Raw genomic sequence first — 17,149 nt, 5'->3', positions numbered from 1 at the left:
TTATGATGGACCAACTGGTACAGCTCGATAAGGATCTTTTTCTGTTTCTCAATAACCTGGGAAGCACTACTTGGGACGGATTTTGGTTGTTCATGACCGATAAATTCAGTTCCATACCCCTATATCTTTTTTTACTTGTTGCGTCCTATAGAAACTTTGGGGCAAAAAAAACCCTGGTGATCTTGGTAACTGTGGCCTTGCTGATTACGGTAACAGACCAATTGGCGAACTTTTTTAAGTATGGAGTTCAGCGCTTAAGGCCATGCCACGATACTGATCTGGAAGGGATGTTGCGTTTGGTCAAAAGCAATTGTGGCGGTAAATTTGGTTATTTCTCCGCGCACGCGGCAAATTCATTCGCCCTGGCCTTTTTCTTTACCAAGTTATTGGCTTTTAAATTTCGATATATTGGATGGTTCCTGCTTTTATGGGCTTCTTTGGTGGCTTATAGCAGGATTTATGTTGGGGTCCATTTTCCTTTGGATATCCTGACAGGAATGGGAATAGGCTTGTTTTTAAGCTGGTTATTTACAAAGTTATATATATTTGCTCTCCAGAAATTCTTCTATGATTTCTAATTCACGATATTGGTTTTTATTGATTCTTGTTGTTTTGGTCTATGTGGCCGGAATGTTCGTCACGCTTTTGGAAAACGATTCCGCACAGTTTGCCGTAATGGCCATGCGCATGGTCCAAGAGAACGATTTTCTGAGTCTTTTTAAAGGACCTGAAGAATATTTGGATAAGCCCCATATGCATTATTGGCTAGCGGCTTTATCCTTTAAAATATTTGGCATCAATGAATGGGCCTACCGTATTCCAGGTATCCTTTCCACCCTTTTTGGTGCCTATAGTTGCTATGGTCTAGGGAGGTTGTTGTATAACAGGGCTACGGGAAAATTAGCTGCCTTGATGTTTATGACGGCACAGACCATTATGCTTTCCGCCATTGATGTCCGCACAGATGCCGTTCTAACAGGATTTACCATTTTTGCCATTTGGCACCTTGTTGCCTACATTGAACATCGAAAGATACAATCCATTATATTGGGTGCTTTTGGAGCGGGTATTGCTTTTTCCACCAAAGGGCAGATTGCCATCCTGGTCATTGGTTTTCCTATATTGTGCCATCTGGCCTACACAAGAAAATGGCTTTCATTGATCAATTGGCGCGTGTTGGTGGCCTTAGGGATTTTTGCAATTACCATTACCCCCATGTTGTATGCGTACTATCACCAATTCGATCTACATCCGGAGAAGGTAATTCGAGGGAAGGACCATCGCAGTGGAATTTTCTTTATTTTCTGGGAACAAAGTTTTGAGCGTTTGAGTGGGGAAGGAGTTGGTAAAAACAGTAGTGATTACTTCTTTTTCTTCCATACATTTCTATGGGTGTTCTTACCCTGGACCATACTTGGAATAGCCGCTTATTGGACCCGTCTGAAAAACTTGTTCCAACAAAAATTCAGGTATGATGCCGATACCGAATTTTTAACTGTTGGAGGGATTACCCTTATCTTCATCATCATCAGTTTTGCCCAATTTAAACTTCCGCATTATTTGAATATTACCATGCCGCTGTTTTCTATTTTGACAGCCTCCTATCTTTTCAAGATGTTCGAAAAGGGCAATATGAGTACCAAGAAGATATTTTTAGGGGTGCAGTATTTCATTCTGGCCATGGTATATATAGCCGTTCTGTTGTTGTGCTTCTTCGTTTTTAAATTGCAGACTACCTTATCCTTGGTACTGTTGGGGGCATTGTTGATGGTTATAATCTTCATATGCTTGAAAAAAGAGAACTATACCCTAAGGATCTTTACAATTGGTGTTTGTACATCGCTTTTATTGAATGCCACACTCAATCTTCATTTTTATCCGTCTTTATTGAAATATCAGGGAGGATCCAATATGGCCAAGATCGTGGCAGAAGAAAACATCCCTGTTGATGATATCTACAAGGTATCAACAATGTATACTTGGGCGCTCGATTTTTACAACAAAAAACCAGTTGCTGTCGTCAGTGTCCAGGAGCTAAAGGAGAAATCGGATATATGGGTCTATGTTACCAATGATGAACTTCTAAAACTACAAGAGGAAGGTTTAACATGGGATAAAAGACATGTAGTGGACCAATTTAGGATCACCAGGTTGCAGGCTAAATTTATGGATCCTGCGAAACGAAAAAATATAGTGGACAAAATGTACCTTGTACATATCAACTAGGCCTTATAGGTCTCCAATTCCGGTTTTTTAAAATGATATAATATGCCCATCAGGGATATAAATGCAGTTATCAAAAAGAAAACCATACTGATACCAATCGATGCATTTTGATCCAATGCCAACCATGCGGCACCATAGAAAAAGGTTACCTCTCTACTGCCAATTCCACCAATGGTTAATGGTAGGACAGAAACGATGGAGGAAATAAGAAAAATGAACAGGTAGGATATGGTATCATTTTCCAAATGGAGGGCTTTCAATATTAAGAAGGCGCTGATCAATTGAAACAGTTGTACCAATGAAGAGTAACCGAAGGACCGCCAAAATACAGGCAGCACAAACGGGAAGAACCTTTTGTTCAGCAACCAGAATACAACCACGCTCAATATTGATCCAATGACGGCCACAATACCAAGATATGGGATGTCCTCTTGGTTTAAAAATAGGGCCAAGGCACAGGCATATATAAATAATAACAGCATTCCGCTCAATCTATCCAATACCAGAACGGAAACCACTTTTTTTGTTTCAACCTCAAATTTTTTCTTGATCAGATATCCCTTATAGGCATCCCCTCCAATACCACCGGGAAGGAATAGGTTGTAGAACATGCCCAAAAGGTATAGCTTCAAATTGCTTTTTTGGGTAAGAAATATTTGTAGTTCATGAAAATATAAATTTAGCCTATAGGAAGAAATTACTTTCGATAGGATAAACGCCAATACCGCCATTAATAGGTATAGGGGCTGGGTACGCTTCATGGTCTGTACCACTTCCCCAAAACTTATTTTGGAAAATATAAAGTAAATCAGTACCGCACTAATACAAATTTTTAATGCGGTTATAAGGTGTTTACGCTGCTTGATCACCTACGAATACTTTTTTAATTCGGTAAGGCCTCTTGCTTTGTGATTCGTAATAGGTACGTATCAGAAGTTCCATGACAATCCCAATGGTAAATAATTGTATGCCGGCCAGGATGAACATCATTCCAAAAATCAATAAAGGTCGTGTCCCGATATCTTCCCCCATCAATTTTACTATAAGTAGGTAGATGTTGATGAAAAAACCTAAAATGATCAAGAGTACCCCGAAAATACCAAAAAGGTGTATAGGTCTCTGGAAGTATTTGCGTATGAACAATAGGAGCATCATATCGGCCACCACCTTAAATACACGCTCTAGACCATATTTGGAAACTCCGGCATGTCTTGCGTGGTGTTTTACGGGCACCTGCTTGATCTGGGCACCTTCCAAATGAGCCAACAAGGTGATAAACCTGTGCATTTCACCATAGAGGTTCAGATCTTTGGCAATGTCCCGGGTAAAAACCTTTAAGGCGCAACCGTTGTCCTTGATATCCAGCTTGGTGACCCTCCTAACCATGAAATTGGCAATCTTAGAGGGTATTTTTTTTACCAAGGAGTCCTTCCTCTTTTGGCGTATCCCGGTTACCACGTCATATTCACCGCTAACGGCGTAAGCCAACATTTGGGGAATATCGCTGGGGTCGTTCTGGAGATCACCATCCATGGTAATGATATATTCCCCTTGGGCATAATCTATCCCCGCAGCCAAAGCCAAGCTTTGCCCATAATTTTTTTTAAGTTCTATGAGGTGTACTTTTTCATCCTTAAGATCTTTGACAACCTTCCTTGTACGATCTGTAGAAAAATCATCGATATATATGATCTGATAATGGTATCCTTCCAGACTTTCGTGAATTTTCTTGGTTAGCAATGCGGCATTGTCTTCCTCATTATATAAGGGAACTACAATGGACAATAGGGAATCTGTAATAATATTCATGGACAGGTATTATTTCTGGGGCAAATTTAGGCTTTTTATTTAAGTTCTTTTTGGTGAAGCGCCAATAGCTTTTCTGCGGCTTTAAAAGGGGAAATTTTACTATCCATTACTTCAAGTAGCAAACGGTCCAAAAGGATTTTTACGGCTTTATTCTGGTAGAACCTTTGTTTGAGCTGGTCCTCCACAGTTTGCATCAGCCAATATTTATTTTGCTCCCTTCTTTTTTGTAGAAAACCACCTTGTTGTTTATTATCATTCAAATAGCCATCTACCAGCTCCCATATTTTTTGAATCCCTGTGTTTTTCAATGCGGAGCAGGTGAGTACTTTGGGAACCCATCCATTTTCCTTGGGTGGATATAAGTGCAGTGCCCTTGTAAATTCCGTTTTGGCAATTTTTGTTTTTTTCAGATTATCGCCATCAGCTTTATTGATGACAATGGCATCTGCCATTTCCATGATGCCCCTTTTTATTCCTTGAAGCTCGTCACCTGCCCCGGCCAATTTAAGGAGCAAAAAGAAATCGACCATGCCGTGAACCGCAGTTTCACTTTGTCCTACTCCTACAGTCTCTATCAAAATAACGTCATAGCCTGCAGCCTCACAGAGAATAATGGATTCTCGTGTCTTACGGGCAACACCTCCTAGAGAACTTCCGGATGGAGAAGGTCTAATGAACGCATTGGGGTCTTTGACCAACTCTTCCATACGGGTCTTGTCGCCCAAAATACTTCCTTTACTGATAGTGCTGGTCGGGTCAACGGCAAGGACGGCCACTTTTTTTCCAAGCCCTGTCAAATACAGGCCAAATGTTTCAATAAAGGTGCTTTTGCCAACTCCTGGAACTCCAGTGATTCCTATTCTTATGCTGTTTTCCGTATGGCCTAGGGTATTTTCAATAATTTCATTGGCACGTTCCAAATGGTCAATATTGGTGCTCTCCACTAAGGTTATGGCTCGCCCGAGAGCGGTCTTGTTTCCCTGTAATATGCCTTCCGTCAACGCTGCGGAAGACGGGATTTTTTTTCTAAAAGATTTTATTTTAGAAATTCGTTCCGGACTTGTATTTTTTTCTGTACTCAATGTTAATTGTTGATAGGAATACTCACTTTGGTTTGGTCCCATGCCAAAGTTAGGAAAGCGGGATCTTTTCCTTCAAAAGCTATGGTAAAACTTTCTAGGGGCTCCGATAAAGAGGTTGTGGGGACCATGACATTTATGACGTCTTTATCAGGATTTCTGGAGGTTTCTTTTCCACCACTCCATATGGTAACTCCCCATCCCGGAACTTCCTTGTTAAAAATTATTTCCCATTGGTCTTCCCCTGGCGTGGTCCATAAGGAATAGGTGCCCGCGGGCAATTTATTATTCATGATCTGTATTTCCGATGCCGTGGTAAACGTGGTAGGTTCATTGGCTCCTGTTCGCCATACCGTACCATAGGGTACCAATTTTCCGAAAATTTCACGCTCCTTTTTGAAGGGACTACTATATTTCACGGTCAAATCCAAGCCGCCTTCTTTATAGGTGGCCGTTTTTTCGGGACTGTTCTTTTTTGTCTGCTCTTTTAAATAAGGTTGTCCAACAAAGTAAAAAAGTACTCCCAGGACAACAAGGACAATCAAAATCCATTTTAACATTTTCATTTCGGTTCGGTTTTGGTGGTTGCTGGAACTAATTTACTAAATACCATTCAAAGCACATGTAAAAGAACCTTCATTCTATGGATGATCCGGATCGCTTGGATGCAAAGAAGGCTGATTATAATTTTTGAATAATCGATTTTTACATAATTTTAGGAGATTGAGTTATGTGTTGTCGATTTCAATTGGTACTTTAAGGGGACTAAAAATTTACATGTATGAAAACTATTTTTGAGAGCAGTGCTACCAACGAAGGAGGTAGAAATGGTCATGTGACCAGTGAAGACGGATTGATAGATTTGGATGTTAGGATGCCTGGCGGCAAAACAAAAACGGAGGGTAAATATTCCAATCCCGAACAGTTATTCGCAGCGGCGTATTCCACCTGTTTCGCAAGCGCGATACAAGCAGTTGCCAAGGACCATAATGTAAAAGATTTGGGAGATTTTAATGTCACTGCGACCATCGCCCTACAGGAGGATGAGGATGGCTTTTTGCTGGAAGCTACCCTCGATTGCTATTTGCCCACTGTAGACCAAGAGAAAGGGGAGGAGCTGGTAAATGCTGCCCATGAAATTTGTCCTTACAGCAAGGCAACAAGAGACAATATCACCGTACATTTAAATCTTTTAATGGACGAATAGTCAATTTGAAAAATATACCATTAGGCCTTCAATTAGCATTGGAGGCCTATTTTTTTTATAGGGTTTCGAAGCTAAAGGAAGATTCATTCCTATATAGTTCTCCTGGCCTCAATACCGAAGTTGGAAAGTGGGAATGGTTGGGTGCATCCGGATAATTTTGTGTTTCAAAACAAATGGCGGGAAAAGAGGTTGGCGTATAGATGACTATGGCAGGTTGATCCGTGGTAACCTTCATAATTATTCCTGAAACCTTGGAAGAAACCTGGGCCGCATTTTTGCAATTTGGGGTAAAGGTAAAGGGGGTGTCCAAATGGACCTTTCCTATTTGTTTCTTTTTTGAAAAGTCATATTGGGTATTCAAAACCTCATTGAAACGCCCAGTAGGCACCAACTGTCCATCTACATCCAGAATACTGTTGCACTTTAATTCCAACTGATAATGTTCGATGGAGTCTTCGTTGTCCAACCTGTAGTAAGCGTGGTTGGTGAGGTTTACAACTGTAGTTTTATCAGTGGTTGCCTCAAATAATATTTTAAGGGTAGAACCTACCAAGGTATAGGTAACGGTAGCTGATAGGTTGCCCGGGTACCCTTCCTCCAAATGGGCGCTTTCATATGCCAGTTGTAAAAATGGTTGCTTACCGGAACGGTGTTCTTTTAGGGTCCAATATTTTTGTCCAAAACCTTCTTCACCCCCATGGAGGTGAATTCCATTTTCATTGTAAAGGGGAAAAAAAGTTCCTTCCAAATTAAAACCACCTTTCGAAATTCTTCCCGCATACCTGCCTACACATGCCCCTAAGGAAATATGGTCTTCTAAATACGCTTCTGGTTGATCATGGCCGGCGACTACATTGACCTGCTTGCCGTTTTTATCTTTCACCAACAGTTTTTGGATGGTTGCCCCATACTCCAAAATAGTTAGGGAAATAAAATCGTTTTTAATGGTGTAATGTTTCAAGGAAAGAATAGTATCATAGCGGTTTGGTCCATATTTAAGGCAATTGACTTGGACTAATATATGTTCATTGCAATAAAAGGAAAATATATTGATTTTTATGGGGACGCAGGAAAAATAATTCTGAGGGTATGAAAATGGGATTTACAAGAACCGGTTATTCCAGGAGCACCAAAGTTCCGAATATGTTGGCATCTACATAACCTTTGTTTTTATCCTCCCCGGGAACAAAAACGGAACCTATGAAGTTTTCGCGTTCCTTACTGCCATCATTATCGCAATAAGCAATTGCAAAACCAAGTTTTTTGTTCAGTTCCAAGTTTTTCGGACTGTTGTTTTGTCCATCAACAAAAGTATCGTCGAATATTTTAACAGCAATTTCCCAAGTACTTACATGGCCTGTTGTGGTTCTTACAGAGGTTATGTGATCATTATAGAGACGCGGCGATTCATCGGGAGCCAGGTCAACCACATTCCCGTCCAAGGCAATGTGATAGGCAAAGGCATTGTGACTGAATTGGTGCGGACCTCCTGAATTGTCCTCATCTATAAAAACTTCAACACAATCATCGTCCCACCATAATTTTAATGGATCCTCATGCTGGTCAAATAGGACATCGTCCGTAATTTCCGCAAGGATATATAAAGCGCTTTCATCCCAACTCAATTTATACCTGCCACTAAAATCTTTGTAGGTAAAAGCATTGCCCAACCAATTTTGGTCCATAGCCAGCCATTCGGCTTTGTTCCAGCAATCATCCATATCCTTGCCATCCAAATTAGGGCTTTTGCTGGCCTTTTTAACTTCAATTATCTGATGGTCCTCTTTCTTTTTTGTAGAACAGCTCAAGATCATAAAAGAGGAAAAAAATAATACTAACAGCTTTTTCATATATCGAAGATACTATTTTCGCTGTAAAGTAGTAAAATTCTTATTTCAATGTGCACCTGTTTTTAAAAGTTCGGGAAATTTTTTCTGGAACCTTTTTAATCTTGGAATGGAAACGCCCTGTATATATGGATTGTTGGGATGTTTTCTTTCATAATCCTGATGGTAATCTTCCGCAACATAGAACTTGGAAAAAGGTGTTACCTCGGTAACAATGGGATTGTTGTATACCTTGTCCTTTGTTAATTTGGCAATATGGTCAGTTATTATTTTTTTCTCCCCGTCATTCTTGTAGAAGGCTATAGATCTGTATTGAGCGCCCCTGTCAGGACCTTGTCTGTTTAGGGTTGTAGGATCCTGTGATCCAAAGAATACCTTGACCAAGGTGGCAAAGGAAACCACTTTTGGGTCGTAATATACTTCAACGGCTTCTGCATGGGAAGTGTTCCCCATGGCAACCTGTTCATAGGTGGGGTTCATTTCTGTTCCCCCGGCATAACCTGAAACAACCTCCTTTACACCCGCTACACTTTCAAATACGGCTTCAACGCACCAAAAGCAGCCACTGGCAAAATAGGCGGTTTCAAACCCTTTAAGGTCTTGGCCACTGAAGGCCACTTTATCATCAAGTGGTTTTTGATCTTTGTTTTTGGATTGGCAACTAGTACTAAAAAGTGCAATGGCACTGATCAATACAATCTTGAACATCTTCATGGTTTCTTTTTTTATTATATAGTTGTCTTAATTTACGAATACTTACGGAGTATGATGTTAAAAGGTTTTAAAGTTTTGAAGGCGCATATATTTCGGGAGGCACTTTAAGAGGATTTCATGATTTCCCTTTATATTTGAATGGAAAGGGTCAAAAATATCCGACGCAATAATAGTAGGACCCATTTATAATAAAAACAAAACCAAATATGAGAAAATTACTAGTACACATTGTCCTATTGTCCTGTGGTTATATAGCCACTGCACAATCTACAAATGGCTTTTTATCCGAATCACTTTCCAAGGAACAACAATTGGAGCAGGATTTTTTGGAGGCAGTGGAAGTTGATCAATACAAAGTCCATTTAAAGACTCTCACAAAAGAACCACATGTAGCGGGTAGTAAGGCCAATGAAGCGGTAAGGGATTATATGGCGAATGTAATGAAGAATGCGGGAATGAAGGTAGATCTATATCCATACGATGTATACATGTCCAAAAACCCTGGGAATTCCCTGATAGAAGTAGTGACCCCAATTAGAGAACCCCTTAATCAACATGAATTTATATTGGAAGGGGATACCTTTTCCTCTAATCCTGATCTATGGAAGGGATGGAATGCCTACTCCGGTAGTGGTGATGTTACTGCCGAAGTGGTATATGCCAATTACGGAACGAAGGAGGACTTTGAAAAATTGAAGGAGTTGGGGGTCGAGGTAAAAGGTAAAATAGTAATGGCCAGATATGGTCAAAACTTTAGGGGGTACAAGGCAAAATTTGCTGAGGAACATGGTGCTGCCGGACTTATCATATATACGGATCCTGCGGATAGCGGATTTACAAAAGGTCTGGTTTATCCTGAAGGTGTCTATGCCAATGAAAGTGCCATACAGCGCGGATCTATCCTTACCGAAGATTTTACGGGAGACCCGTTGACCCCCTATGAGCCTGCGCTTCCTATGGATGGAAAGAAAAAGATTACGCGCAAGGATCCCAAGGAAACCGATATGCCCACTATTCCAGTGACCCCAATCGGGTATGGCTCAGCGCAAAAGATCTTGGGCTTAATGCAGGGGACGGTAGTGCCCGATGGTTGGCAAGGCGGACTCCCATTTACCTATCGATTGGACGGGGGGAGTGCTCTAAAAGTACGACTGATGGTAGATCAAAAGAGAGATTTTGTTAGGGTAAATAATGTTGTGGGTACCTTTAAAGGTACCACGTTTCCCGATGAATGGATTATCCTTGGATGCCATTATGACGCATGGGGATTTGGTGCTACAGATCCAAACAGTGGTACCGCTATGTTGTTGGGTCTTAGTGAGGCCTTGGGAAAATTGGTCAAAGAAGGAAAAGGACCAAAACGTTCCATTTTAATTGCACACTGGGATGCCGAGGAACATGGGGTTATAGGGTCTGCCGAATGGGTAGAGCAGATGAAGGATGAACTCCATGCCAAAGCAGTCGCCTATCTCAATTTTGATGGGGGAGTATCCGGAAAGAATTTTGGTGCCTCGGCATCCCCAACATTAAAGAAGGTGCTTGTAGACGCTTCCAAGGAAGTGAATTATCCAGAGACCGACAAAACGGTCTATGAGGTTTGGAAAGGGGATAAGGCATCACCTTCAATCGGTAATCTTGGCGGTGGCTCTGATCATATCGGGTTTTACATGCATGTAGGGGTTCCGTCTTTAAGTGGAGGTACATCGGGGCCTACACAATACCATACCAACTACGATAGCTTTGGTTTTTATGAGAAATTTGTGGATTCTTCATTTAAAATGGGACCAATGGTAGAACAGCTTGTCGGAATAATGACATTGAGATTGGCCAATGCAGAGATTATACCTTATGATGTAAAAAGATACGCCACGGACCTTAAACTTCATTTTGACAAGGCAACAAAGAATATCAGTTCCTTTGATAAGGGGTTCCAAGGGTTTGGCCAGGTGGATTCTTCCCTGGTAGAACTGGAAGCAGTAGCCTCAAGATTTGAAGAACGATTGGCCACTGCATTGAACAACAACAGTCTATCCAAGAATGAGATCAAATCCATCAATACAAAAATGTTGGCTTTGGAAAAAAGCTTTATCGATTCCAAGGGGATGTATTACGGAGATTGGTACAAGTCGCTCTACGCCTCTACGGATCCCTTCAGTGGTTATGCATCTTGGATGCTGCCAGGGATAGAATACGAAATAGCCCTAAAATCATCAGATCGACTAAAGGAATGGGATTTGCGATACAGCAAGGCCATTGATGACCTGAGCAGTAAGATCAACACAATTATATCAGATTTAAATAATTAATCCAGTAATCTCTTTATGACGATACCTACACCTTTGGAAAGGGTTCTTCAAAAATATAGCAACGATTTTATTCCTATTTTGGATGGATTTGCAAAGGAACACTATACCCTTCTGGATCTCTCCACCAAGAACCCCGCTTTGGGGGAAATAGATATTACCCAAGTGGAAGGATGCCAAAAGTATGTTGACGGCATTGTGGAGCGCCAGAACGCCAAGGTTGCCTATGGCGGTTATTTGGAGCAGAGAAACCTGTACTCCGGTAACGGTCATTTTGCGGGAGCAGGGGATAAGCGCAATATTCACTTGGGAATGGATTTTTGGGCCCAGGCAGATACCAGGGTGCGGGTCCCGTTATCCGGTAAGGTACACAGTTTTAAGAACAACAGTACTTCTGGGGATTATGGTCCGACCATTATTTTGGAGCATGAATTGGAAGGCATGGTATTCCATACACTCTACGGCCATTTGTCCGTAGCGTCGCTGAATGATCTATTTGTAGGTAAGGAGTTTCAGGCCGGTAGTATAATGGCGAGCTTGGGGACACCTGATATCAATGTAAACTATGCACCACACCTGCACTTCCAGATCATAGATGATATGGGTTCGTATTACGGCGATTATCCGGGAGTTTCTACTGCAAACGATCTGAAATACTACGCTAACAATTGTCCTAATCCCAATTTCTTGTTGAAGGTGGATTAGTTTTGAACCGATTAACAGCCTATTATTCCGATAAGTGTTTTTTATGCGAAATTCACTTATCGGATTTTTTTTGCACTTCAACCAAACTTTTGTCAGATACCGAAAAATAAGGGTTTTTGGGCGAGTTTAGTCGGAAACAGCTTACATGCGGGGGTACCTTTACTACAACAAAACCCAAGTCATGAAAGCTATTTTAACATTCGTCTTTATCCTTTTTATCGGAGTTGTTGCCCAAGCGCAAGAAACCACTACTGATGTAAAAACTGAGAATGTTGAAACTACTACTGTTACTTCTGATAAGTTTAAAGAAGTATCTACAGCGAACGGTAACGAGGTTGCCCGTTTGTACAAGAACAAAAATGCAAGAGTATTGAAGGCATTGACCTTTACTACCAAAAGAAACACTGCTAAATTGGCCTAATCATGGTTGAAATTATTCTGAGTACTGGTTTATTGTATTGTATATTCTCCATTATCGCACCTAAACTTCAAAAAAGGCGCTTAAGACCTATTAAGGTTAGGAATACGTAAGAGATATCTATTCCCTCATTGCTGGGAAGAACATTTAAGGTAATGAATGTTGATCAAGGCCGCTATCGCTTTAGGTTATACTTCGGTGATTTAGGAAGGATGATAAGATGCTTTAGGTCCTTTCATCGAAGCTGTTCCTCGTAAAACAACCCATAAAGCCTTAGGAAGTAACATATACGGAACATGCCGTATCGATGAACTGCACAAAATATCGGTATCCGATATTTTGTGCCATTGCCGTTTATCGACCTTTTTTTGCACTTTGTCCCATCCTTTGCCAGATACCGAAAAATAAGGGTTCTTGGACGAATTACAAGGAGTTGAAATACACTATGGGCGTTCTATTTATATAACAAAACGTTACCATTATGAAAGCCATCTTAACTTTAATCTTTGTTCTTTTTATCGGAGTTGCTGCCCAGGCACAAGACGCTAATGACAATATTAAAGTTGAAACGGTTACAATGGAAAACGTATCCACAACCAACAATGACATGTTCAACGAGGTTAATACAGATATCCAAAATGATGTTGCCCGTTTGTACAAGAACAAAAATGCTAGGGTATTAAAGGCTTTGACCTTTGCTACCAAAAATGATAAGGCTAAATTGGCTTAATCCTTCGTAACGCCAGGTTGTTGAATGCTATAATTCTCTTTCTCTTTTGCCAATCTTACCATTTCTTTTACATCCCTTAATAATTGTTTGGCATCATAAACAATTCCGTCTTTAATGGTATAGGTGACCCCGCCAACCCGTTCTACTTTATTGTCATCGGTCAGTTTAATGGCCCCCGTTCCGTACAAAACCTTGAGGTTCTTCAATGGATTTTCATCCACCACTACAAAATCGGCCAATTTTCCAACTTCTACGGAACCAATTTTATTGGACATGCCCAAGGCTTCCGCACCATTCAGGGTGGCAGATCGGATAATTTCCAAGGGATGGAATCCGGCTTCCCTCAATAATTCCATTTCACGGATATAGGCAAAGCCGTATAATTGGAAGATAAAACCAGAATCCGATCCGGTAGTGACTCTTCCACCTCTATTTTTGTATTCGTTGACAAAGGTCATCCATAGCCTGTAGTTCTCTTTCCACGCCACCTCTTGTTCCGTGCCCCAATCATGCCAATAGGAGCCATGTGACACCTTACTGGGCTGGTAGAACTCCCATAGGGAAGGCAAGGTGTAATCTTCGTGCCATTCTGCTCGTCGGGCTTTATGCAGGTCCCTACTGGCCTCATAGATATTGAACGTTGGGTCCAAGGTAAAATCTAAGCTTATGAGCTCATTCATCACCTTGTTCCAGTGATCGGAATAGGGTTTGGCGGCTTGCTGCCATAATTTTCCAGCCTCTTCAAACCTATCTTGCTCATTTTGGTAATTGTAGTCCAAAGGATAATGCTGTACCGTTCTGTCCTCAAACAATGCCTCAGGCAAGCCGTACCAGTGTTCCATACTGGTAAGTCCCGCCCTTGCGGAATTCAGGACATTCCATCTGGCCACATCCAATTGTGCATGGTGGCAGGCGGATCTAAGCCCCAATTTTTTGTTCTCATCCAATGCTGCGGCCATAATTTCTGGGGAGGCACCAAAAAATTTAATACCATCCGCACCTTTCTTGGCATTGTTGCGTACCCATTCCCTGGCCATTTCCGGGGTGCTGATGGGTGCTTCACTGCCCTGGCCAAAGCCGGTATAGGCGAATAGTCTCGGGGCAATGATCTCGTTCTTGGCACTTTTTCGCTTTAAATCCATCGTCCAATCCACCCCTCTGCCACTGGGTTCCCTGACGGTAGTGATCCCATGGGCCATCCATAGTTTAAAGACATAATCGTAATCTGCACCCTGGGCAGTTCCACCTATATGCCCGTGCATATCTATAAAACCTGGTAGCAGGTACATGCCCTCACAGTTGAGCTCCTTGCCTCCTGCCTTCAATTGGGGTCTTTTGGAATTATCCAAGGGTACTCCTGGATAGCCCACCACCTGAACTTTCGTAATCATATTGTTTTCCACCACGATGTCAATGGGCCCCTGTGGTGGTGCTCCATTACCATTGATGAGGGTAACCCCACGGATGATCAATTGGGAATAAGGCCCTTGTCCCTTCGAATCTTGACCGAAAACAAGGTAGGAGCATACTAATAGCAGACAGGTGATATAGTTGGTAGTATTTTTCATGGGTGTTTGTAAATTATTCAGGTACATTTATTTTATCTCCAAGGAACAAGGCATTTAAGAACAATCTGTTGGTGCCATACGAAGATCCCCTAAAATTGGGGTTGTCTGCAAATAGGACCACTCTACCTTTACCAATTTTGCTGACAATAAGAGAGGCGGCAGGCTTTAAGAATTCGTTCAGATTTTTATCGGTGATAAAGCCATCTATATGCGGATCCTGGGTGTACTTGGCTACGGTAGCGTATTCATTCTTGCTCGGTGCAAGCCATACAGTATTGTTCTTGTAGACAGGAATGGTAGCATCGTGGTATCCGTATCCCAATGGATGCGTTACATCCAGATCTACTTTGAAGATGGCACCTCCCAAACTCTCCTTGCCGTTGTTTTCATCGGCATCCACATAAGGTTTTCTTACCACCGTCTTGGTAGAATCCTTTTTAACTTCGATCAGTTTTTCTTCCACCAACTTTTTGTCTACGGCCCACTTGGAGGCCGTGCCAATAGTGATCAGGGTATTGCCACTGTTGACCCAATCCTTTATTTTATTGCGTTCCTTTTCATCAAGGTCGTATCTCCCCGACACCATGACCAAGGTATTATAGCCCGATAGATCGGAGCGTGAAAAATTCCGCATGGGTATTTTTGTAATAGGCATTCCAACCCTCGTGTCCAATAGGTGCCATACTTCCCCAGCTTCGTAGGAAGTAACGCCGTTTCCGATCAGCATGGCCAATTTTGGCTTGGTAACAGCACTGATATTTCTGCTGCCGATATCAACTCCTTTAAGGTTCAATCCGGTATTGATGGAATAAATGGGTATCTGAAATTGGTCCTGTACCTTTTTTAAGGCCTGGTAAATTTCGTCAGAGGATTTTTTTTGAAGGCTAACCGGCAAGACCAGGGCGCCATAATTAAATCTCTTTTCCCCCTTGTTGGTCTGACTGCTGAATTGTTTTGAAGAAGAGGACAGGACCAAGCCATCTTTTTGTAATTGATATAGGGCAGCTGGGGTATTGTAGTCGTCCCAATCCAATATATAGGCATAATCCGATTTTTCGAAATTGGGAACGGATACGATATCGGCGGTACTCTTTACCTGGTCGCCAGTGGTTACATTGGATACTGCCTTGTACTTCATATTGTAAAAATTGGCCACGGACCAGGCAGATGCATCATAATATACGCTGTCCCTGTATTTGTCATAGGTCTCAAACATGGTTTGGACCATTCTGTATTGTGGCTGTTTTGTTGGAACCACATAGGACCCGTTGTCCGATTTGTAGACTTCGATGCGATGTAAAAGTAGTTTATCAATAAAAGCTTTTACCCTGTTTTGATCGTAGTCGTCGCCAAAAGTATAGCCTTTTATTTTGCTTTTCGAGGCTCGGGTTAATGCACTTTTAAAAAAATCCTGTTGATATTTTCGCATTTTGGCCTTGTTTTCCACGGCCGCCTTTACGGTTGTAATACTGGATGTAAATTGGTTCCTAATGGTAAAAGGAAATGTGATCTCCCCATAGTCCGTAGTCTGCTTGTGTCCCCTGGAACTGGCCTGCTCGAACAATAGGCCCAATCCCCCTTGCAAATCGGGATAGGAGGAGCCGTATCCTGGGTAAGTTCCGTCAAATACTTCTTTGGTAAAATATAAAGAACCAATGTTGTCCAATGCCTTGGCAAAGTAATCTCCAAATAAATTGTTGAGGTCCTCATAGTTTTCTTTGGGCATGATAGGGTCCAATGCGCCATTGGCCTTCATAGGTTCAAAAAAATAGGTGCTTTGGGATCCCATTTCATGAAAATCGGTGACTACATTGGGGTACCATTCGTGATACCAGTTTAATTTCCCCCTACTTTCTGGATTTATGGCCAACAGCCAATCCCTGTTGAGGTCAAACCAATAGTGGTTTGTCCTTCCCATGGGCCAATATTCATTATGTTCGGCATCCTGTGGATCTGCCACCAATGGGTTTCCTTGATAAGTATTGGCCCATTGGGTATGTCGGTCGCGCCCATCTGGATTAATGGTCGGGTCTATAAAAATGACAGCGTTTTCAATGTAATTCAAGATCTCCGGATTTTCAGAGGCTACAAAAGTATAAGCCGATAGAAGGGCCGCCTCGGAACTGGAAGGCTCGTTACCGTGCACATTATATGCCAAATTGATGAAAATTGGTACCTCATTGTAATTGGTCACGTTTTTTTCTGGATTTGTGAAGGCCAAATGTTGTTGTTTAAAACCTTCCAAATTGGATAAATTTTCTGGGGTACTGATGGTGAGAATCACCAACTTTCTTCCCTCATGGGTTTTACCGTACTGATGAATGGTGGCCCTATCGGATACGGCTGCCAATTTTTCCAAATAAGCAACGATCAGGTCGTGCCTGGTATGGTGTTCCCCTATGCCGTATTCCAAAAATTCCTCTGGTGAGGGAATATCTTTATTAAAGGGCTCGTAATTTTTAAGGAAATAGTCTTGGGCAAAAATGGTGGTGCTACAAAGCAGTGCCAAAACGAGTAGTTTTTTTGACATTGGTAAGATGGTT

General features: G+C 41.7%; 16 protein-coding genes. 7 read left to right on the top strand and 9 right to left on the bottom strand.

The window, feature by feature from the left end; translation table 11 throughout:
* Positions 1–2 precede the first annotated feature (2 nt).
* Together WAA86_RS11735 and WAA86_RS11730 are read left to right on the top strand one after the other, a co-directional pair.
* Positions 3–578, top strand: a complete 576-nt coding sequence (locus WAA86_RS11735) for a phosphatase PAP2 family protein (RefSeq protein WP_337301201.1) — start codon at positions 3–5, stop codon at positions 576–578.
* Positions 568–2,226 carry an ArnT family glycosyltransferase gene (locus WAA86_RS11730; RefSeq protein WP_337301200.1) on the top strand — a complete coding sequence of 553 codons (1,659 nt, stop codon included), beginning with the start codon at positions 568–570 and terminating at the stop codon, positions 2,224–2,226. Before WAA86_RS11735 ends, WAA86_RS11730 begins: the two co-directional genes overlap by 11 nt.
* Here WAA86_RS11730 and WAA86_RS11725 read toward each other — a convergent pair.
* Genes WAA86_RS11725 through WAA86_RS11710 form a run of 4 tightly spaced genes read right to left on the bottom strand, consistent with a single transcriptional unit; the run spans position 2,223 to position 5,680 of the window.
* Complete coding sequence (locus WAA86_RS11725) at positions 2,223–3,095, bottom strand: lysylphosphatidylglycerol synthase transmembrane domain-containing protein (protein ID WP_337301199.1); 873 nt, start codon at positions 3,093–3,095, stop codon at positions 2,223–2,225. The genes WAA86_RS11730 and WAA86_RS11725 overlap by 4 nt on opposite strands.
* Positions 3,079–4,035, bottom strand: a complete 957-nt coding sequence (locus WAA86_RS11720; RefSeq protein ID WP_337301198.1) for a glycosyltransferase family 2 protein — start codon at positions 4,033–4,035, stop codon at positions 3,079–3,081. Before WAA86_RS11720 ends, WAA86_RS11725 begins: the two co-directional genes overlap by 17 nt.
* 35 nt (positions 4,036–4,070) lie before the next feature.
* On the bottom strand, positions 4,071–5,159 hold the full coding sequence (gene meaB / locus WAA86_RS11715; protein ID WP_443217588.1) for a methylmalonyl Co-A mutase-associated GTPase MeaB: 1,089 nt from the start codon (positions 5,157–5,159) through the stop codon (positions 4,071–4,073).
* Positions 5,120–5,680: a DUF2911 domain-containing protein gene (locus WAA86_RS11710; protein WP_337301196.1), complete on the bottom strand. Its 561-nt coding sequence runs from the start codon at positions 5,678–5,680 to the stop codon at positions 5,120–5,122. The genes meaB and WAA86_RS11710 overlap by 40 nt, the downstream gene beginning before the upstream one ends.
* A 215-nt stretch (positions 5,681–5,895) precedes the next feature.
* Here WAA86_RS11710 and WAA86_RS11705 point away from each other — a divergent pair, with 215 nt between their 5' ends.
* The gene (locus tag WAA86_RS11705; protein ID WP_337301195.1) at positions 5,896–6,321 is read left to right on the top strand and encodes an Ohr family peroxiredoxin; all 426 of its coding nucleotides are present in this window, start codon (positions 5,896–5,898) and stop codon (positions 6,319–6,321) included.
* Positions 6,322–6,376: 55 nt separating this feature from the next.
* Here WAA86_RS11705 and WAA86_RS11700 read toward each other — a convergent pair whose 3' ends face one another.
* The 3 genes from WAA86_RS11700 to msrA all read right to left on the bottom strand — a co-directional run bounded on the left by WAA86_RS11700 (position 6,377) and on the right by msrA (position 8,882).
* A complete protein-coding gene (locus tag WAA86_RS11700; protein WP_337301194.1) occupies positions 6,377–7,282 on the bottom strand; it encodes an aldose epimerase family protein in 906 nt (301 codons plus the stop codon).
* A gap of 154 nt (positions 7,283–7,436) precedes the next feature.
* Positions 7,437–8,171 (bottom strand): sugar-binding protein, encoded by a 735-nt coding sequence (locus WAA86_RS11695; protein WP_337301193.1) that lies wholly within the window; start codon positions 8,169–8,171, stop codon positions 7,437–7,439.
* A gap of 45 nt (positions 8,172–8,216) precedes the next feature.
* Positions 8,217–8,882 carry a peptide-methionine (S)-S-oxide reductase MsrA gene (gene msrA / locus WAA86_RS11690; protein ID WP_337301192.1) on the bottom strand — a complete coding sequence of 222 codons (666 nt, stop codon included), beginning with the start codon at positions 8,880–8,882 and terminating at the stop codon, positions 8,217–8,219.
* 206 nt (positions 8,883–9,088) lie between these two features.
* Here msrA and WAA86_RS11685 point away from each other — a divergent pair, with 206 nt between their 5' ends.
* The 4 genes from WAA86_RS11685 to WAA86_RS11670 all read left to right on the top strand — a co-directional run bounded on the left by WAA86_RS11685 (position 9,089) and on the right by WAA86_RS11670 (position 13,038).
* Positions 9,089–11,188, top strand: coding sequence for a M28 family peptidase (locus WAA86_RS11685; RefSeq protein WP_337301191.1), 2,100 nt, complete (start codon positions 9,089–9,091; stop codon positions 11,186–11,188).
* A 15-nt stretch (positions 11,189–11,203) separates the two neighbouring features.
* A complete protein-coding gene (locus WAA86_RS11680) occupies positions 11,204–11,890 on the top strand; it encodes a peptidoglycan DD-metalloendopeptidase family protein (RefSeq protein WP_337301190.1) in 687 nt (228 codons plus the stop codon).
* A gap of 181 nt (positions 11,891–12,071) precedes the next feature.
* Positions 12,072–12,311 (top strand): hypothetical protein, encoded by a 240-nt coding sequence (locus tag WAA86_RS11675; protein WP_337301189.1) that lies wholly within the window; start codon positions 12,072–12,074, stop codon positions 12,309–12,311.
* Positions 12,312–12,789: 478 nt separating this feature from the next.
* Positions 12,790–13,038 carry a hypothetical protein gene (locus WAA86_RS11670; protein ID WP_337301188.1) on the top strand — a complete coding sequence of 83 codons (249 nt, stop codon included), beginning with the start codon at positions 12,790–12,792 and terminating at the stop codon, positions 13,036–13,038.
* On the opposite strand, the gene WAA86_RS11665 is transcribed toward WAA86_RS11670, so the two are convergent.
* Positions 13,035–14,606, bottom strand: coding sequence for an amidohydrolase family protein (locus WAA86_RS11665; protein WP_337301187.1), 1,572 nt, complete (start codon positions 14,604–14,606; stop codon positions 13,035–13,037). The genes WAA86_RS11670 and WAA86_RS11665 overlap by 4 nt on opposite strands.
* Before the next feature lie 13 nt (positions 14,607–14,619).
* Positions 14,620–17,136 carry a M14 metallopeptidase family protein gene (locus WAA86_RS11660; protein ID WP_337301186.1) on the bottom strand — a complete coding sequence of 839 codons (2,517 nt, stop codon included), beginning with the start codon at positions 17,134–17,136 and terminating at the stop codon, positions 14,620–14,622.
* Positions 17,137–17,149: the final 13 nt, after the last annotated feature.

Origin of the sequence: Sediminicola sp. 1XM1-17 (genome assembly GCF_037203765.1) — a bacterium.
Lineage (GTDB): Bacteria > Bacteroidota > Bacteroidia > Flavobacteriales > Flavobacteriaceae > Sediminicola.
Note: the sequence above shows the minus strand (reverse complement) of the source record. Positions and strands in the feature narration are given on the sequence as shown.